Origin of the sequence: Mesorhizobium sp. Ca11, assembly GCF_020165275.1 — a bacterium.
Taxonomy (GTDB): Bacteria; Pseudomonadota; Alphaproteobacteria; order Rhizobiales; family Rhizobiaceae; genus Mesorhizobium.
On the sequence record NZ_JAIUHU010000010.1, the window covers coordinates 162,150 to 180,930 of the forward strand.

The window sequence follows — 18,781 nt, forward strand, 5'->3', positions numbered from 1 at the left end:
TGCGCCCCATGAACATCCTCGAACGCTATCACGCCATGGAATACGGCCCGGCGCCGGAAGCCCGCAACGAGGCCGACGCCTGGCTTGCCGGCCGCGACTTCTCCAAGGCGCTGTTCATCGACGGCGGCTGGAAGCCGGCGGCAAGCGGCAAGACTTTCGACACCAGCGAGCCGTCTTCCGGCAAGCTTCTGGCCAAGATATCGGATGCCGGCGCCGCCGATATTGATGCGGCGGTCGCGGCGGCAGCAAAGGCGCTGCCAAAATGGTCGGCATCCTCGGGCTACGCCCGCGCGAAAGTGCTCTATGCCATCGGCCGCGCCATGCAGCGCCACCAGCGCCTGTTCGCGGTGCTGGAATCGATCGACAACGGCAAGCCGATCCGCGAGAGCCGCGACATCGATGTGCCGCTGGCGATCCGCCATTTCATCCATCATGCCGGCTGGGCGCAGACGCTCGAGAAGGATTTTCCCGATCACAAGCCGGTCGGCGTCGTCGGCCAGGTCATCCCGTGGAATTTCCCGCTGCTGATGCTGGCCTGGAAGATTGCGCCGGCTCTGGCCGCAGGCTGCACGGTGGTGCTGAAGCCGGCCGAATTCACGCCGCTCACCGCCATATTGTTCGCCGAGATCTGCGAGCGGGCCGGCGTGCCGAAGGGCGTCGTCAACATCGTCCAGGGCGGACCGGAGGCCGGTGCGGCCATCGTCAATCATCCCGGCGTCCAGAAGATCGCCTTCACCGGCTCTTCGGAAGTCGGCAAGATCATCCGCAAGGCGACGGCCGGTTCAGGCAAGAAGCTTTCACTGGAGCTTGGCGGCAAGTCGGCCTTCATCGTCTTCGAGGATGCCGATTTGGACAGCGCCGTCGAGGGGCTGGTCGACGGCATCTGGTTCAACCAGGGCCAGGTTTGCTGCGCCGGCTCGCGCCTCCTGGTGCAGGAAGGCGTTGCGGAGGCCTTCATCGCCAAGATCAAGGTCAGGATGAGCCGGCTGCGCGTCGGCAGCCCGCTCGACAAGAACACCGATATCGGCCCGCTGGTCGATCGCACCCAGCTGGACCGCGTCAAGGGCCTGATCGCGGAGGGCGCGAAACAAGGCGCCGTCTGCTGGCAGCCGGACGCCGCTTTGCCATCCTCCGGCTATTATCACTTGCCGACGCTGGCGACGGGTGTTTCGCCGGCTAATATTCTGGCGCAGGAAGAGGTCTTCGGCCCTGTCCTGGCGACGATGAGTTTCCGCAACACCGAGGAAGCGATCGAGCTTGCCAACAACACGCGCTACGGCCTTGCCGCGTCCGTTTGGAGTGAGAACATCAACCTCGCCTTGCATGTCGCGCCGCAATTGAAGGCGGGCGTGGTTTGGGTCAACGGCACCAACATGTTCGACGCCGCCTGCGGCTTCGGCGGCTATCGCGAAAGCGGCTTTGGCCGTGAAGGCGGCCGCGAAGGCATGTTCGAATATCTCGCAGCCAAGCTGCCGGTCGGCCCCGCCATCAAGCCGGCCGCGGCCGGCTCGGCCCAGCCGGTCGAGCAGGCCGACGGCTTGGCCATCGACCGCACGGCAAAACTGTTCATCGGCGGCAAGCAGGTGCGCCCGGATGGCAATTACTCGATCGCCATTGCCAGCGCCAAGGGCAAGCTGGCAGGCGAAGTCGGTCTCGGCAACCGCAAGGATATCCGCGACGCCGTCGCAGCCGCGCGTGGCTGCAAGGCCTGGCCGGAGGCGACGGCCTTCAACCGCAGCCAGGTGCTTTATTACTTCGCCGAGAACCTGTCGGGCCGCGCCGACGAGTTCGCCGCGCGCCTTGTCCAACTCACCGGCGTCGGCGCCAAGGCCGCGCGCGAAGAGGTCGAGCAGTCGATCGAGCGGTTGTTCCTTTATGCTGGCCTCACCGACAAGTTCGAAGGCCGCGTGCACCAGCCGCCGGCCCGTGTCGTGACACTTGCGCTGCATGAGCCCGTCGGCGTCGTCGGTATCGTCGCGCCGGACAACCAGCCGCTTTTGGGCTTCATCTCGCTGGTCGCGCCGGCGCTCGCCATGGGCAACACAGTCGTCGCCGTCCCGTCCGAGCGGCATCCGCTTTTGGCCACCGACCTCTACCAGGTGATCGAATATTCCGACATTCCGGGCGGCGCCATCAACATCGTCACCGGCCGTAGCGCGGAGTTGGCCGGCGTGCTGGCCAAGCATGACGACGTCGACGGGCTCTGGGTCTTCGCCGATGCCGACACCTGCGCCAAGGCGGAGGCCGACTCCATCGGCAACCTCAAGCGCGTCTGGACCGGCAATGGTCGTAGCCTCGACTGGGCCTCGGGCGACGCGGCCGGCGAGGCCATCCTGCGCCGCGCCATCGAGGTCAAGAATGTCTGGGTGCCTTACGGCGATTGATCGCTTACGAAGCGCGGCGTGCCCGAATGGTCCAGGGCAGCGGAACTTGTTGCCCGGTTGTCATACAAGTCCTTGCGCCGCGACAGACTATATGCATTAAAGCAGCTGCCGCGAAGGTGATCGCGTTCGGGCTTGACGCTTGTGCGGGTGTTCTTTAACCAGAAAAAACATCTTTATCTATGGGCAAGAACTTAGGCCGTACGGTGCTGACGGTCTGGCGCATGACGCCCGGACTGGCCATCAATAGACGCGGACGCACCAGGCAGGTGAGGAGAAAAGCATGGCGGATCTGGCAGGTAAGGTGGTCGTCGTCACCGCGGCGGCGCAAGGCATCGGCCGGGCGAGCGCGCTGGCTTTCGCCAAGACGGGCGCGACCGTTCACGCCACCGATATCAACGAGCCGCTGTTGGCCGAGCTGGGCAAGACGCCTGGCATCAAGATACGCAAGCTCGATGTGCTGAACGATGCGGCCGTCGCTACTGCCTTCGCCGAGATCGGCCAAGTCGACGTGCTGTTCAACTGCGCCGGTTTCGTCCATGGCGGCTCCATCCTCGAGATGAAGGACGAGGATCTCGACTTCGCGCTCGACCTCAATGTCCGTTCGATGATCCGCACCATCCGCGCCGTGCTGCCCGGCATGCTGGAGCGCGGCGACGGCTCGATCATCAACATGGCCTCGCTGGCAAGCTCGCAAAAGGGTGTGCCGAACCGCTTCGTCTACGGACTGACCAAAGCAGCCGTGGTCGGCCTGACCAAGGCGGTTGCCGCCGATTATGTCGCCAAGGGCATACACTGCAACGCGATCTGCCCGGGCACGGTCGAAAGCCCGTCGCTTCAGGACCGCATGCATGCCCAGGGCGACTATGAGGCAGCGCGCGCGGCCTTCATCGCCCGCCAGCCCATGGGCAGGCTTGGCACGCCGGAGGAGATCGCCGATCTCGCCGTCTACCTTGCCGGCGCAACCTACACGTCGGGGCAGGCCTATAATATCGATGGCGGCTGGTCGATCTGACGAGAGGCTCGGATATCGGTGGGGCGGTCGGATCGAAACGTCTGAAAATCTCGACGATTTGGTCGGCATAGCAGCGAGGCTTGCTTGCCGTGGACGGGGTCGGCAACTACGGTCCGCTGGCTTCGATGGGAATTTGCAAAACCGGCCCTTGGCCGCAAGGTGGAGAACGTTGAGATGAAGTTGTTGCGCTATGGCGAAGCTGGCTGCGAAAAGCCCGGCCTGCTCGATGCGGATGGGACGATCCGCGACCTTTCGGCTCATGTCGCCGACATCGCCGGCACGGCGCTCCATCCGGCCTCGCTGGAGATGCTTTCGAAGCTCGATCCGAAGTCGCTACCGGTGGTTCCCGGCAAGCCGCGCCTGGGCGCCTGCGTCGCCGGCACCGGCAAGTTCATCTGCATCGGCCTGAACTATTCCGATCACGCCGCCGAGACCGGCGCCACCGTGCCGCCGGAGCCGATCATCTTCATGAAGGCAAGCTCGGCGATCGTCGGGCCCGATGACGACGTGCTGATCCCGCGCGGCTCGGTCAAGACCGACTGGGAAGTCGAGCTCGGCGTGATCATCGGCAAGACGGCGAAGTATGTCTCGGAGGACGACGCGCTGGATTATGTTGCCGGCTACTGCGTCGCGCATGACGTCTCCGAGCGTGCCTTCCAGGCCGAGCGCCAGGGCCAGTGGACCAAGGGCAAGTCGTGCGACACCTTCGGCCCGACCGGGCCATGGCTGGTCACCAAAGACGAGGTCGCCGACCCGCAGAACCTGAAGATGTGGCTGACCGTCAACGGCAAGACGATGCAGAACGGCTCGACCAGGACCATGGTCTTTGGCGTGAAATATCTGGTCGCCTATCTCAGCCAATTCATGTCGCTGCATCCCGGCGACATCATCTCCACCGGCACCCCGCCCGGCGTCGGCCTCGGCATGAAGCCGCAGGTGTTCCTGAAGCTCGGCGACGTCGTCGAGCTCGGCATCGAGGGATTGGGCCAGCAGAAGCAGACCTTCAAAGCGGACGAGTAAGGTGCGACTATCCCTTCTCCCCTTGTGGGAGAAGGTGGATCGGCGCGCAGCGCCGAGACGGATGAGGGGTGCTCCAGCGGAGTGCCGCCTTGAAGATTGAAGATATCCCACGCTTCATTCTGCCGCGACGAGATCCTTCCAACCCCCCTCATCCGGCCGCTTCGCGGCCACCTTCTCCCACAAGGGGAGAAGGGGAAGCCGGCGCTACTTCAGCACCTTCCCATCCGCCCCAAACCGATACGTCTTCGCCGCATCCGGGGTCGCGTAAAGAGTCGCGCCCGGCTCGGCGTTGTAGACGCCGAAGATGCGCACGGTGATCAGCCCGGCCTTCTCGCAGTCGAGATAGAGATTGGTGTCGGCGCCGAGATGCTCGGCATGCACGACCGTGCCTTTCCAGGCGCCCGACGTCGCGTCGACGGTGACGTGCTCCGGCCGCACGCCGATGGTCTTGGCCGTCTCGCCCAGCCTGGCGCCGTCGATGAAATTCATCTTCGGCGAGCCGATGAAGCCGGCGACGAATTCGTTGGCCGGCGAATTGTAGAGCTCCATCGGACTGCCGATCTGCTCGATGCGGCCGGCGTTGAGCACCACGATTTTGTCGGCCAGCGTCATCGCTTCGACCTGGTCGTGGGTGACGTAGATCATCGTCGCCTTCAGCCGCCGGTGCAGCTGCGCGATCTCAAGTCTGGTGTTGACGCGCAACGCGGCATCGAGGTTAGACAATGGTTCGTCGAAGAGGAACAGCTTCGGCTCGCGCACCACGGCGCGGCCGATGGCGACGCGCTGGCGCTGGCCGCCCGACAGTTCCGCCGGGCGCCGCTCGAGATAGGGCTCCAGCGACAGCATCGCGGAGGCGATCTTGATGCGCCGCTCGATCTCGGCCGCCGGCGTGCCGGCCTGCTTCAGGCCAAGCGCCATATTGTTCTTCACCGTCAGATGCGGGTAGAGCGCATAGGTCTGGAACACCATGGCGATGCCGCGTTTGGCCGGCGGCGTGACGGAAACGTCCGTGCCGTCGATCAGCACGCGGCCGGAGGTCGAATCTTCCAGGCCGGCGATGACGCGCAGCAGCGTCGATTTTCCGCAGCCGGACGGGCCGACGAAGACGACGAACTCGCCGTCCGTCACCTCGAGATCGATGCCCTTCAGCACCTCGATCGGCCCGAAAGCCTTCTTCACATTCTCGATCTTCAGCGAGCCCACGGCGTCGTTCCTGTTCTAGAGTTTCACGGCGTTGCCGCTGCGCACGCTCTCGTCGGCGGCAAGGCAGACGGCGAGCGATTTCACGGCATCGTCCATGTGGCGGGTGAGGTCGATGTTTTCGCGGATGGCCTTGAGCAGGAAGGCCTGTTCGAGGTCGCAAAGCTCCTGGTGGCCCGGTTCGCCTTCCATCGACAGCAGTTGGTCCTCCCGGGCGAATTTGCCGTCCGGCCCAGTCGCCGCGCTATGCAGCCTAATCGTCGAGGTCTTGGTATGGGTGTCGATGTCGTCGGACCTGACGCCCTCCTTCATCACGATCGAGACGCAGCCCTTCGGCGACATGACGTCCTTCACGAAGAAGGCCGTTTCCGAGATCATCGGCCCCCAGCCGGCCTCGTACCAGCCGACCGAGCCGTCCTCGAACAGCACCTGCAGGTGCCCGTAATTGTACATCGAGGGCGCCACCTCGTCGCTCAGCCGCACCCCCATGCCGCGTACTTCGACGGGTCTCGAGTCGGTGATCTGCAGCATCACGTCGAGATAATGCACGCCGCAATCGACGATCGGCGACGTCGTCTGCATCAGCTGCTTGTGCGTCTCCCAGGTGTGGCCGGAGGATTGCTGATTGAGGTTCATGCGGAAGACATATGGGCCGCCGAGCTTACGCGCCTCGGCGATCAGCCGCACCCAGGACGGATGGTGACGCAGGATATAGCCGATCACCAGTTTCTTGCCGTTGGCCTTCGCGGCATCGACGACTCGCTTTGCGTCGGCAACCGTGGTCGCCAGCGGCTTCTCGACGAAGACATGGCAGCCGGCCTCTAGGGCCCGCACCGCATAGTCGGCATGGCTGTCGGAATAGGTGGCGACCGCCGCGACATCCGGCTTCTCGTCCCGCAGCGCGTCGTCAAAGGAGCGCCTTATGCCGTAGCCGGCGAGCCCGTCCGGCAGCGGCACGTCGGAACGGTTGACGAGTGCGGCGATCTCGAAGCCTGGATTGCTGTGGTAGGCAAGCGCATGGCTGCGGCCCATATTGCCGAGGCCGGCGACGACTACGCGAAGAGGGGTTTTATCGCTCACCTGACTGCTCCATTTTTTCCTGAGAGGGTGAAGCGCAGCCCTATCAAAAGTTGGCTATTGCGGCTCACTTCACCGCTCCCGACGTGATGCCGCGGATCAGCTGCCGCGAGAAGATGACATAGAGGATCAGCACCGGCAGGATCGCCAGCGACAGCGCCGCCAGGATCGCGTTCCAGTTGGTGACGAACTGGCCGAGAAAGAGCTGCGCGCCGAGCGTCACGGTCTTGGTCTCCTCCGAAGGCGCCAGGATCAGCGGGAACCACAGATCGTTCCAGATCGGGATCATGGTGAAGACGGCGACGGTCGCCATGGACGGACGCACCAGCGGCAGCACCAGCCGGAAGAAGATCGTGTACTCCGACAGCCCGTCTATGCGGCCTGCATTCTTCAGGTCGCTGGACACCTGCTTCATGAATTCCGACAGGATGAAGATCGCCAGCGGCAGGCCTTGCGCGGTATAGACCAGGATCAGCGCCGTCAGCGAGTTGACCAGCCCGGTCGCCACCATCAATTGCAGGATGGCGACGGTGCCGAGACGGATCGGGATCATGATGCCGAGCGCCAGGTAGAGCCCCATCATCGTGTTGCCGCGGAAGCGGTATTCCGACAGCGCGAAGGCGGCCATCGCGCCGAACAGAAGCACGAAGAACAGCGAGGCGACGGTGACGACGAGGCTGTTCTGGAAATAGTGAATGAAGTCGCCCTGGCCGATCACCGTGGTGTAGCCGATCAGGTCGAAGGTCTTCGGCGTCGGCGGCGTCAGCGGCGCGCCGAAGATGCCCGCGCGCGACTTGAACGAATTCATCACCACCAGGATCACCGGAAACAGCGCGATTGCCGTGTAGGTCAGGAGGATCGCATGCGCGCCGATGGCGCGGGGAAGCGAACGTGTGGCTGTGCTCATGGTGCGCCTCAGAACTGGTAGCGACGCAGGCGCGTCTGCACGAGGAACAGATAGACGCAGACGCCGGCGAGGATGATCAGGAACATGATCGTGGCGATGGTCGCGCCCATGTTGGGATCGCCGACCTGCAGCTGGAAGCCGAAGAAGGCGCGGTAGAGGAAGGTGCCGAGGATGTCGGTCGAATAGTTCGGCCCGGCCAGCGCCCCTTGCGCCGTGTAGATCAGGTCGAACGCGTTGAAATTGCCGACGAAGGTCAGAATCGAGATGATGCCGATCGAGGGCAGGATCAGCGGCAGCTTGATCTTCCAGAACTGCGCCATGCCGGTGACGCCGTCGCATTCGGCCGCCTCGATCACCTCGTCGGGGATCGACAGCAGCGCTGCATAGATCAGCATCATCGGGATGCCGACGAACTGCCAGACCGAGACCAGGCTGAGCGCGGTGAGCGCATATTGCTCCTTGCCGAGCCACGGCGTGAAAAAGCTCTTCAATCCGACGAAATCCATCAGATGCGGCGCCACGCCCCAGATCGGCGACAGGATCAGCTTCCAGGCGAAGCCGACGATGACGAAGGACAGGATCGTCGGCACGAAGATCGCCGTGCGGTAGAAGGCGGTGAAGCGCAGCCGAGGGCTGGAAAGAAGCGCCGCCAGAAGCACACCGATCGGGTTCTGCACCAGCATGTGGATGATGAAGAACCAGACATTGTTCCTCAGCGCGTTCCAGAAATTCACCGACCAGTTCGGATCGCCGAACAGCGTGCGGAAATTGCCCAGTCCGACAAAGACCTGGGACTGCTCGATGTTGCGGAACAGCGAAAGCTGCAGCGTGCCGAACAGCGGCAGGATCATGAATGCGGTGTAGACCAGCACTGCCGGCGCCAGGAAGACGCCGACATGCCAGCGGATCGCTCTTTTCGGTCGCGTTTCTGCAGCCATGAGTTCGGTAGCCATGAGTTCGGTTCCCCGCCGTCTCTGGGTTCCAGGTCGGTTGATGCTAGCTGACGCCTCGATGCCCGGCTTGGCTGTCCCCTTGAGGAGAAAGACAAGGCCAGCGACAGATCGGCTCCGTCTTCCCCGCACGGCGAGGGTAAGGCCGGGAGGCTGCGCCGACAATCGCTATCGGGAACTGTTTGAATGCCGGCCGGGCCGAGCCCGGCCGGTATCGCAGTCGATGCCCTTACTTCGCCGGCTTGTACCAGCTGTCGAGACCGTCCTGCAGCTTCTTGGCCGCAGCTTCCGGCGTATCGGTGCCGTTGATCACATTGGCCGATTCGACCCAGGTCTCGTTCTCGAGGTTCGGCGTGCCGCGCGACAGGATCTGGTAGGTCGAGCGGATCGTCGACTTGCACTTGCCGCGCCAGGAGACGAACTCCTGCGCCAGCGGGTCTTCCATCTTCACCGGCGAGGAGTTCAGGCTGAAGAAGCCGGGCAGCGCGTTGGCGTAGATGGTGGCGAAATCCGGCGAGGCGACCCAGGAGAGGAACTTCTTGGCCTCTTCCGCATGCTTCGATGCCGCATTCAGGCCCATGCCGATGTCGGTGTGGTCGGAGATGTAGCAGGTGTCGCCGGCCTTCTCGACCGGCGGCGGGAAGGCGCCCATCTTGAACTGCGCCTGGGTGTTGAACAGGCCGATTTCCCACGAGCCGGCCGGGTAGATGGCGGCGCGGCCGAGCGTGAACAGGTTCTGGCTGTCCGGATAGGTCTGCGCCTCGAAGCCGTCGCCGAGATACGGCTTCCACTTGGCCAATTCCTTGAAGGGCTCGACCCACTGCGGATCGGTGAGCTTCTGCTCGCCCTTGATCAGCGCCTGGCGGCCTTCCTCGCCCTTCCAGTAGTTCGGGCCGACATTCTGGTAGCCCATGGTCGCGGCTTCCCAGAGGTCCTTGGTGCCCATCGCCATCGGGATGTAGGTTCCGTCCGCCTTGATCTTGTCGAGCGCGGCGAAGAACTCGTCGCGGGTCTGCGGCACCTTGATGCCGAGCTTGTCGAAGGCATCCTTGTTGTAGATGAAGCCGTGGATGACCGAGGCCATCGGCACGCAGAAGCTCGACTTGCCGTCGTCGGTCTGCCAGGCGGCCTTGGCGACGGGCGAGAAGTTCTCCATGCCAGGCAGCGAGCTCAGGTCGGCGAGGTTGCCCTTCTTGAACAGCTCTAGCGACTTGTCGAAGGGGCGGCAGGTGATCAGGTCGCCCGCCGAGCCGGCAGCGAGCTTGGCGCCGAGGGCCGCGTCGTATTCGGTCGGCGCCGAAGGCGCGAACACCACCTTGATGCCGGGGTTCTTGGCTTCGAAAGCCGGGATCAGCTTGTCCTTCCAGATGGTCAGGTCGTCGCCGCGCCAGCTTTCGATGTTGAGCGTCACGTCCTCGGCCAGCGCCATCCCGGTCGTGCCGAGGATGCTTGTGCCGAGCAGAAGGGCCGTCAGTAGTTTGGTCTTCATCTTCAGTCTCCCTGTTGACCTTTTTCAGGTTCGGTTTTGAGAACAGAGGCTCAGCGCCCCTTGCTCCCCTCGCAAGCCCGTTTCACCCCGATGGAAATCGGGATGAAAAGGGCCCTACCTCTTTGTTAGGGCATGATCTTTTCCGAAAAGCGGGTTCCACTTTTCGGGATCATGCCCCAGCGCGGAAAGCGCCGGCCTGAGCTTCTGGCCGGTTCCTTCCAGTATCTTCTCGGCCGCGTCGGCGCTGGCGGCGCCCGCGGCGAGCAGAATGGCGGTCTTGACGCTGCCGCCGCTCTCTTCGAGCAGGCGGGCGGCGTCGTCGCCGCTCTTGCCGCTGATGGCGGCGACCATGCGCACGGCACGGTCGCGCAGCTTGATGTTGTCGGCGGTGAGATTGACCATATAGCCGTCATGGACATGGCCGAGATGGATGGCAGTGAGCGTCGAAAGCATGTTGAGCGCGATCTTCTGCGCCGTGCCCGCGCCCATGCGCGTCGAGCCGGCGATCAGCTCAGGCGGCGTTTCGAGCAGGACGGCGACGTCGGCCTGCTCGAATAGGACGGCGCCCCGGTTGTTGGCAATCGCGATGGTGGCGGCGCCCCGGCGCCGCGCGTCCTGGAGCGCCTGAACCGCATAAGGGGTCGAGCCGCTGGCCGAGATGGCGATCAGGCAGTCGCCCTTGCCGATGGCGGCCGCGGCAACCGCCGCCGACGCTTCCCCGGTGTCGTCCTCCGGCCCGCCTGCCAGCGTGCGGAAGGCGTCGTCGCCGCCGGCGACGAGAATGGCGATGCGGTCGCGCGCAATGCCGAAGGTGCCCGGCAACTCCAGCGCGTCGGCCAGCGCCATCAAGCCGGAGCTGCCGGCCGCCGCATAGGCAAGCTTGCCGCCGCCCTTCAATTGCTTCGCGATGAGTTCGGCGGCAACGGCAATCGCCGGAATGGCGCCGTGCACGGCCTTGCCGGCCTCGATCTGGGCGTTGGCCAGGAACGCCAGAATGGTTTCGGGGGCCTGGACATCCAGCCCCTCGGCATTCTGGTGGAGCGCTTCGGTGCACGTCTCGGCCATGCATTTTCCTCCGATTGAGCGAACAATACCAAAAAAATACCACTTGTCCACACGCATTAATGAATTTCAGGCGGCGGACCTCCCTTGTCGGCAAATTGGCGTGATTTTTCAATAAAATGCGCCTTAATCTTTTTTGAACAAAAATTAACTCTTGGCTATTGGTATTTTATTGGTATTATCCGGCTCCGAGGAGAAATCGCGTGAAATTCGTGCTTGGCATCGATGGCGGCGGCACCAGCTGCAGGGCGGCCCTTGCGACCGTCGGCGGCGCCGTTGTCGGCCGCGCCAAGAGCGGCGCCGCCAACATCCGCACCGACCTCACCGGCGCCCGTGCCAACATTGTCGAGGCGGCCAGGCAGGCTTTTCTGGCCGCCGGCGCGGATCCGGAACTGATTCCCCAAACACCGGCCATTCTCGGTCTCGCCGGCGCCAATGTCGGCACCTACCGGCAGCAGCTCGAGGCGATCCTGCCCTTCAGCCGGAGTCGTGTCGAAACCGATGCCGAGATCGCGCTAGAGGGCGCGGTCGGGCCTAGTGACGGCGCCATGGCCATTCTGGGCACCGGCACCGCCTATATGGCGCGCAAGGACGGCAAGTCGCGCGCCATCGGCGGCTGGGGTTTCCAGGTCGGCGACCAGGGCAGCGGCGCCCGCATCGGCCGCGACCTGCTGGAACAGACGCTGCTTGCCTATGACGGCATCCGTCCGGGCTCGCCCTTGACCGACGCCATGCTCGCCGTCTTCCGCAACAATCCCGAAGACGTGGTGGAATTCACCACCAACGCCAAGCCGGGCGATTTCGGCGGCTTCGCGCCAAAGGTTTTCGAGCATGCCGAGAAGGGCGATCTCGTCGCCAATTTTATCCTCGCCAAGGCGGTCGCCGATGTCGAGGCCTCGCTCAACGCGCTCGAGCTTGCCGACCATGCTCCGCTCTGCCTGCTCGGCGGCCTGGCGCCGCTTTACGCGCCGCGCCTTTCGGCACGCTATCAGGCGCTGCTCAAGGCCCCGCTCGACGATGCGCTGGGCGGCGCCGTGCAGATGGCCGTGCGCATCTTTGCCAAGGGTTCGGAGGCCGCCCGATGAGCGCCGCCGACCAGATCTTCTCCATGCTGAAAGAATCCTCGCAGAGCGGCGCACCGCTCTATTTGCAGCTCAGGCGCAGCATCGAGGAAGCGGTCAATCGCGGCCTGATCGGTCCGGGCGACGCATTGCCCTCCGAGCGCGACATCGCCAGCAAGGCCGATATCTCCCGCGTCACAGTACGCAAGGCGGTGCAGGACCTGGTCAAGGGCGGCATCCTCGTTCAGCGCCACGGCTCGGGCACCTTCGTCGCGCCGCGCATGGAGCGTGTCGAGCAGTCGCTGTCGCGGCTCACCTCCTTCACCGAGGACATGGCGCGCCGCGGCATGAATGTGCGTTCGGTCTGGCTCGACCGCGGCCTCTATGCGCCGTCGCCGGACGAGATGATGGTGCTGGGCCTCTCCTCGACCGAGCTGGTGGCGCGCGTGGCGCGCCTTCGCATCGCCAACGACACGCCGCTGGCGATCGAGCGCGCGGCGCTCTCGGCCAGCGTCCTGCCCGATCCCGAAGCGATCGGCTCCTCGCTCTATGCGGCGCTGGAAACGACCGGCAATCGCCCGGTACGTGCCGTGCAGCGCATCTCCGCCACCAATCTCGGCGACGCCGATGCGCGCCTCTTGGAAGTGCCTCCGGGGGTTGCCGGACTGCAGATCGAGCGCATTTCCTATCTGGCGAGCGGCAAGGTGATCGAGTTCACCCGCTCGGTCTACAGGGGCGACGCCTATGATTTCGTCGCGGAACTCCGGCTGACCGGGCCGGGAGAGGAGCTCCGGCCATGAATGCCAGCACCACCCATATGCGGCGCGAGATCGACGAGATCCCTGAAGCGGCCGCGCGCCTTCTCGACGGCTCGTCCGCCATGTTGGCCGAGGCCGGTCGCGGCCTTCGCGAGCGGGATCCGCATTTCGTCGTCACCGTGGCGCGCGGCTCGTCCGACCATGCCGCGACCTTCATGAAATATGCCGTCGAGCTGACGGCAGGCCTGGCAGTCGCCTCCGTTGGGCCGTCGATCGCGTCGATCTATGGCGCCAGGTTGAGGCTCCGAGGCTCGGCCTGCCTGGCGATCTCGCAGTCGGGCAAGAGCCCCGACATCGTTGCCATGGCCGAAACGGCAAGGGCCGGAGGCGCGCTCACCGTCGCCATCACCAACACGGCGGACTCGCCGCTGGCGCGGGCCTCCGACTATGCCATCGATATCTTGGCCGGACCTGAGCGCAGCGTCGCGGCCACCAAGACCTTCGTCAATTCGGCCGTCGCCGGCCTTGCGCTGATGGCGCATGCCACCGATGACCAAGCATTGATCAAGGCGCTCGCCGGCCTTCCCGGCCATTTCGAGAAGGCGATCGCCTGCGACTGGATGGCGCTCGCCGGCGCTCTGGAGAACCCGCAATCGCTGTTCATCCTCGGCCGCGGCCCGTCCTTCGCGATCGCCAGCGAGGCGGCGCTGAAATTCAAGGAAACCTGCGCCATGCATGCCGAGGCCTACAGCGCCGCCGAGGTCATGCATGGGCCGCTGGCGCTGGTCGGTCCGGGTTTTCCGGTCCTGGCGCTTGCCGCCCGTGATGCGTCCGAACCCTCGGTCGCCGAGGCGGCCGACGGATTGACGGCCAAGGGCGCCGCCGCCTTCATCACATCCGACAAGGCGAAGGCCGCGCGGCTTCTTCCCCATGTCGCCACCGGCCACCCGCTGACCGATCCGCTGCCGCTGATCGTGTCCTTCTACGGCTTCGTCGAGGCCTTCGCGCGCCATCGCGGCCTCGACCCCGATGCGCCGCGCAACCTGCGCAAGGTGACGGAAACCGTATGAGCGACCGTTTCGCACTCACCGGCGCCCGCATCTTCGACGGCGCCGACTGGCATGACAACGCCGCCCTCGTCGTCAAGGGCGACGTGGTCGAGGCCATCCTGCCCGCCGGGGCGATTCCGTCCGGCGTTTCGGCGGTCGAGACCGGCGGCGGCCTGCTGGTGCCCGGTTTCGTCGACATCCAGGTCAATGGCGGCGGCGGCGTGATGCTCAACGACCATCCCGACGTCGCCTCGATCGAGACCATCTGCCGGGCGCACGCGCCCTTCGGCACCACCGCGCTGCTGGTGACGCTGATCACCGACACGCCGGCGATCACCGCCGCCGCCATCGCCGCCGGCGCCGAGGCCGCCCGGGAAAAGGCGCCGGGCTTCCTCGGGCTGCACCTGGAAGGGCCGCATCTCTCGGTAGCCCGCAAGGGCGCGCATGATCCGGCGCTGATCCGGCCGATGACCGACGCCGACCAGGCGGCGCTGATCGCGGCGCGCAGTGAGCTTCCCGTCCTGCTCACCACGATCGCGCCGGAATCGGTCGAGCCGGCCCGTGTCGCGGCGCTGGCCAAGGCCGGCGTCGTCGTCAGCCTCGGCCATAGCGATACCGACTACGCGACGGCAACCGCCTTCGCTGAAGCCGGCGCCACGGTGGTCACGCACCTGTTCAACGCCATGAGCCAGATCGGCAACCGCGAGCCGGGCCTGGCCGGTGCGGCGATCGACACCGGCGGCCTGTATGCTGGGATCATCGCCGACGGCATCCATGTCCATCCGGCGACGATTATGCTTGCGCTGCGCGGCAAGCAGGGGCCTGGCAAGATCGTGCTGGTCACCGACGCCATGGCGACGATCGGCACCGACATGACATCGTTCACGCTCAACGGCCGCACCATCTACCGCAAGGACGGGAGCCTACGGCTTGCCGACGGCACGCTGGCCGGCGCCGATCTCGACATGATTTCCGCCGTGCGCTACGTCCATCGCGTCGTCGGCCTGGAACTCGACGAGGCTCTGCGCATGGCCTCGCTCTATCCGGCCGAGGCGATCGGCCAGGCCCACCGCCTCGGCCGCTTCGCCAACGGCACCGCCGCCGACATTGTTGGGCTGTCGAAGGACTTGGATGTCAGGAACGTCTGGATCGGCGGCGAGAAGGCGTTTGGAGCGTAGGCCTTCGCGGTTTTCGTCATCCTCGGGCTTGACCCGAGGATCCATTCCGCGACCTCTGCCGCAGAGCGCATTGGCGCAGAATTCTGTAACCGTTGCAACACCTTAGCGTCACGGAATGGATCCTAGGGTCTGCGCGCGTCGCTTCGCTCCTTGCTTCGCCCTAGGATGACGACGCAGTGCTGTTAGCCGGCTGTATAGATATCCTTATACGCCTCGCGCAGCACATTCTTCTGCACCTTGCCCATCGTGTTGCGCGGCAGTTCGTCGACGAAGATCACCTGCTTCGGATGCTTGTATTTCGCCAGTCGTCCGGCGATGGCGCCGGTAATGTCGGCGGCGCTGATCGCCGAGCCCGGCTTGCGCACCACCACCGCGGTGACGCCTTCGCCGAAATCGGGATGCGGCACGCCGATCACCGCGCTTTCGGTGACACCGTCGAGCGCGTCGATCTCGCTCTCGATCTCCTTCGGATAGACGTTGTAGCCGCCCGAGATGATCAGGTCCTTGCCGCGCCCGACGATGTGGACATAGCCGTCGGCATCGATCAGGCCGAGGTCGCCGGTGATGAAGAAGCCGTCGTCGCGGAACTCGGCCTTTGTCTTTTCCGGCATGCGCCAATAGCCGGCAAAGACGTTCGGGCCCTTGACCTCGATCATGCCGATCTCGCCCTGGGGAAGCGACTTGCCGTTCTCGGGATCGGTGATGCGCAGCGAGACTCCGGGCAAGGGGAAGCCGACCGTGCCCGGGCGCCGCTCGCCGTCATAGGGGTTGGACGTGTTCATGTTGGTCTCGGTCATGCCGTAGCGCTCGAGGATGGCGTGGCCGGTGCGCTCGCGCCAGGCCTTGTGCGTCTCGGCCAAGAGCGGCGCCGAGCCGGAGATGAAGACCCGGATCGTCTTCGCCGCCTCGCGTGTCAGGCCGTCCTGTTGCAACAGCCGCACATAGAAGGTCGGCACGCCCATCAAAGCCGTCGCGCGCGGCATCAGCGACAGAATGCGCGCGGGATCGAATTTTTGCTCAAAAAACATTGTCGCGCCGGCCATCAAGACGACGTTGGTGGCGACGAACAGGCCGTGTGTGTGGAAGATGGGCAGCGCGTGGATCAGCACGTCGTCGGCGCCGAAGCGCCATTGCTCCACCAGCACGCGCGCGTTGGAGGCGAGGTTCTCGTGGCTGAGCATCGCGCCCTTGGAACGGCCGGTCGTGCCGGAAGTGTAGAGGATCGCGGCAAGATCGTCCGGCCCGCGCGCGACATCGCTGAAATCCGTCGCCTGTCGCGAAGCCTGGCTGGCCAGCGTTCCCTGTCCGTCGCGGCCAAGCGTCAGCACCGTGGCGCCGATCGCCACGGCAAGCGGTTCGATGCCCGAAAGACGGTCCGGATCGCAAACGATCAGTTTCGGCTCGGCATCACGGAAGAAATAGTCGAGCTCGGGCAGCGTGTAGGCGGTGTTGAGCGGCAGGAAGACCGCGCCGGTGCGTAACGAGGCGAGATAGAGCAGCATCGCCTCCGGGCTCTTCTCGACCTGGACCGCGACCCGGTCGCCGGGCTCGACGCCGGCCTGCGCGAGGGCATGCGCCAGCTGCGCCGACTTCGCCACCATGTCGCCATAGGTGATCGAACGGCCGTCATCCGTCTCCATCAGCAGCCGGCCGGGCGCCGGCATGCGGGAACGGAAAGCGCTGAAGAGATGATTGGTCATGAAATGTCCTCAGGGCGGACGAAGGCCGAATGGCGCATGCCTTGCGCTCGCCTGAGCGAATACCAGATTTGGCGCCCGGAGCAAAAACTGCGTTGATTTTTCGATCGGCTATTTACGGCCGCGTTGGGACTTGCCGGCCCCCGGATCATAACCCTGGGCGAGGCGTTCCATGCACATCGCCGCGGTGAGGCGGTAGTGATTGAGAAGCGCCTCGACCGCGCCGTCGGCGTCGCCGTCCAGCGTGCGTTCGGCGATGATGCGGTGCTCGCCGAGATCGTCGCGCCCCGTGCCTGGCGCGTTTTGCGCGATCAGGCGGTAGCGCGAGGCCTGGTCGGAGAGCTGATCGCAAAAGCCGATCAGCCAGTGCGACCTGCAGGCCGCGATCAGGGCGCGATGGAAGGCGCGGTGCAGCTTTTCCCATTCTGGATTGTTGGTTGCCGGGTCATCCGGCAGGCGGCGCTCGGCGCGCGCCAGGCGGTGCAGGGCAAGCACCAGTTGCTCTTCCCATTCTGCGGTTCGGTGCGCAATGGATTCGCGCAGCGCCCGCTCCTCCAGCCAGCAGCGCGTACGCGTCAGCTCCTCCAGTTCCGCGGCGCTGACCGGCATCAGGAAGAAGCCGCGTTGGTCGTGACGGCCGAGCAGGCCCTCGGCGGCCAGGCGGTTGAGCGCCTCGCGCACCGGCGAGGCGCCGGCGCCATAGCGGGAAACGACCCACTCGACACGCAGTTTCGTCTCGGACTCCAGGGCTCCGCGCAGCAAGTCGTCGCGGAGTTGCTGGTAGACCGAACTGGCAAGCGTGCTTTTGGCGCCCTTGCTCTCGCCCGGCTCGGTGCTTCCGTTTGTCAATCGAACTCCTGTTGCTTTGCCCCTGGTTCGCCAGGGCCCCGCGGCGAAGCAATTCCCGTACATGTATCATACAGCCGGGCAATGAGGTGTCTCAAGCGGAAGATGATGATATTCGACTTTAAGACAAGCGGATCGTCTATTTATTGAACAAAGTAGAATCTCAGGGAAAAGTCGATGTTCCTGCGTCGCTTCATAGAATGAACAATCGTTCGATCCCTGTCGCGGTTGTACAACTCCCGCGAGGCTCGCACCGTTATATGTTTAACTGGCGGCCCTGTCGGCAGCCGTTCGAATTGCTTCGATATTTGCCCTATAGGCTTCGACGCTGCCGCCCTTGAAGACTGCGGCGCCCGCTACCAGCACATTGGCTCCGGCCGCGGTCACCAGGGGCGCGGTTTCGGCCGAAACACCGCCGTCGATCTCGATGTGGATCGGCCGGCTTCCGATCAGCGCCTTCACGCGTTTCACCTTGTCGACGATCGCCGGGATGAAGGCCTGTCCGCCGAAACCGGGATTGACCGTCATGATCAGGATCAGGTCGAGCCGGTCGAGCACATATTCGATCGCCGTTTCCGGCGTTGCCGGGTTGAGCGAGACGCCTGCCTTCTTGCCGAGGTTCTTGATGGTTTGGAGCGAGCGGTCGAGATGTGGCCCGGCCTCGGCGTGCACCGTCATGCCGTCGCAGCCCGCTTCGGCGAAGGCCGCCAGGTAAGGATCGGCCGGCGCAATCATCAGATGGCAATCGAAGAAGGCCTTGGTGCGGTTGCGGATCGCTTTGATCACCGGCGGGCCGAAGGTGATGTTGGGCACAAAATGACCATCCATCACGTCGAGATGGATCCAGTCGGCGCCGGCCGCCGCGACGGCCTCGACCTCGTCGCCCAGCTTCGAAAAATCCGACGCCAGCACCGATGGCGCGATCAGGGTCTTCTTGCTCATGGCGCAAATTCTCCCGGCGGTCCTGTGCGCGTGGTCGCGCCTGTCAGGGCGATTGCCTAGAGCAATTCCAGGAAAAGTGCGAGCGCTTTTCCGTCCGGAATTGCGTGAAAACAAAGAGATAGGGCGTTTCACCGTTTCCGTAAAACGGT

The 18,781-nt window shown here is 64.7% G+C and carries 16 protein-coding genes; 7 read left to right on the forward strand and 9 right to left on the reverse strand.

The window, feature by feature from the left end; genetic code table 11:
- Positions 1-8: 8 nt before the first annotated feature.
- The 3 genes from LB538_RS19230 (at position 9) to LB538_RS19240 (ending at position 4,416) form a co-directional block, all read left to right on the forward strand.
- On the forward strand, positions 9-2,384 hold the full coding sequence (locus LB538_RS19230) for an aldehyde dehydrogenase family protein (protein WP_224531677.1): 2,376 nt from the start codon (positions 9-11) through the stop codon (positions 2,382-2,384).
- Between the two features lie 280 nt (positions 2,385-2,664).
- Complete coding sequence (locus LB538_RS19235) at positions 2,665-3,396, forward strand: SDR family oxidoreductase (protein ID WP_224531679.1); 732 nt, start codon at positions 2,665-2,667, stop codon at positions 3,394-3,396.
- A gap of 174 nt (positions 3,397-3,570) precedes the next feature.
- The gene (locus tag LB538_RS19240) at positions 3,571-4,416 is read left to right on the forward strand and encodes a fumarylacetoacetate hydrolase family protein (protein WP_224531681.1); all 846 of its coding nucleotides are present in this window, start codon (positions 3,571-3,573) and stop codon (positions 4,414-4,416) included.
- A 204-nt stretch (positions 4,417-4,620) separates the two neighbouring features.
- On the opposite strand, the gene LB538_RS19245 is transcribed toward LB538_RS19240, so the two are convergent.
- The 6 genes from LB538_RS19245 to LB538_RS19270 all read right to left on the reverse strand — a co-directional run bounded on the left by LB538_RS19245 (position 4,621) and on the right by LB538_RS19270 (position 11,104).
- Positions 4,621-5,619, reverse strand: a complete 999-nt coding sequence (locus tag LB538_RS19245) for an ABC transporter ATP-binding protein (RefSeq protein WP_224531683.1) — start codon at positions 5,617-5,619, stop codon at positions 4,621-4,623.
- A gap of 15 nt (positions 5,620-5,634) precedes the next feature.
- Positions 5,635-6,696 (reverse strand): Gfo/Idh/MocA family protein, encoded by a 1,062-nt coding sequence (locus LB538_RS19250; protein WP_224531685.1) that lies wholly within the window; start codon positions 6,694-6,696, stop codon positions 5,635-5,637.
- Between the two features lie 64 nt (positions 6,697-6,760).
- A complete protein-coding gene (locus LB538_RS19255; protein WP_224531687.1) occupies positions 6,761-7,600 on the reverse strand; it encodes a carbohydrate ABC transporter permease in 840 nt (279 codons plus the stop codon).
- 8 nt (positions 7,601-7,608) lie between these two features.
- Positions 7,609-8,538: a carbohydrate ABC transporter permease gene (locus tag LB538_RS19260; RefSeq protein ID WP_095768146.1), complete on the reverse strand. Its 930-nt coding sequence runs from the start codon at positions 8,536-8,538 to the stop codon at positions 7,609-7,611.
- A 241-nt stretch (positions 8,539-8,779) separates the two neighbouring features.
- Entirely contained in the window at positions 8,780-10,039 is a 1,260-nt protein-coding gene (locus LB538_RS19265) for an ABC transporter substrate-binding protein (RefSeq protein WP_095768147.1), read from the reverse strand.
- 114 nt (positions 10,040-10,153) lie between these two features.
- The gene (locus LB538_RS19270) at positions 10,154-11,104 is read right to left on the reverse strand and encodes an N-acetylmuramic acid 6-phosphate etherase (protein ID WP_224531689.1); all 951 of its coding nucleotides are present in this window, start codon (positions 11,102-11,104) and stop codon (positions 10,154-10,156) included.
- A 200-nt stretch (positions 11,105-11,304) separates the two neighbouring features.
- On the opposite strand from LB538_RS19270, the gene LB538_RS19275 reads away from it, so the two are divergent.
- The 4 genes from LB538_RS19275 to nagA are packed head-to-tail and all read left to right on the forward strand — an operon-like array spanning position 11,305 to position 15,147.
- Entirely contained in the window at positions 11,305-12,186 is an 882-nt protein-coding gene (locus tag LB538_RS19275; RefSeq protein ID WP_224531691.1) for a BadF/BadG/BcrA/BcrD ATPase family protein, read from the forward strand.
- Positions 12,183-12,962: a GntR family transcriptional regulator gene (locus LB538_RS19280; RefSeq protein WP_224531693.1), complete on the forward strand. Its 780-nt coding sequence runs from the start codon at positions 12,183-12,185 to the stop codon at positions 12,960-12,962. Before LB538_RS19275 ends, LB538_RS19280 begins: the two co-directional genes overlap by 4 nt.
- Entirely contained in the window at positions 12,959-13,990 is a 1,032-nt protein-coding gene (locus tag LB538_RS19285) for an SIS domain-containing protein (RefSeq protein WP_224531697.1), read from the forward strand. The genes LB538_RS19280 and LB538_RS19285 overlap by 4 nt, the downstream gene beginning before the upstream one ends.
- Positions 13,987-15,147 carry an N-acetylglucosamine-6-phosphate deacetylase gene (nagA, locus tag LB538_RS19290; RefSeq protein WP_224531715.1) on the forward strand — a complete coding sequence of 387 codons (1,161 nt, stop codon included), beginning with the start codon at positions 13,987-13,989 and terminating at the stop codon, positions 15,145-15,147. The genes LB538_RS19285 and nagA overlap by 4 nt, the downstream gene beginning before the upstream one ends.
- A 182-nt stretch (positions 15,148-15,329) precedes the next feature.
- Here the strand turns inward: nagA and LB538_RS19295 are convergent, their stop codons facing one another.
- The 3 genes from LB538_RS19295 to rpe form a co-directional block, all read right to left on the reverse strand.
- Positions 15,330-16,847 (reverse strand): malonate--CoA ligase, encoded by a 1,518-nt coding sequence (locus tag LB538_RS19295; protein ID WP_224531717.1) that lies wholly within the window; start codon positions 16,845-16,847, stop codon positions 15,330-15,332.
- Between the two features lie 108 nt (positions 16,848-16,955).
- Entirely contained in the window at positions 16,956-17,693 is a 738-nt protein-coding gene (locus LB538_RS19300) for a GntR family transcriptional regulator (RefSeq protein ID WP_224531720.1), read from the reverse strand.
- 261 nt (positions 17,694-17,954) lie between these two features.
- Positions 17,955-18,632 carry a ribulose-phosphate 3-epimerase gene (gene rpe / locus LB538_RS19305; protein ID WP_224531722.1) on the reverse strand — a complete coding sequence of 226 codons (678 nt, stop codon included), beginning with the start codon at positions 18,630-18,632 and terminating at the stop codon, positions 17,955-17,957.
- Positions 18,633-18,781 lie beyond the last annotated feature (149 nt).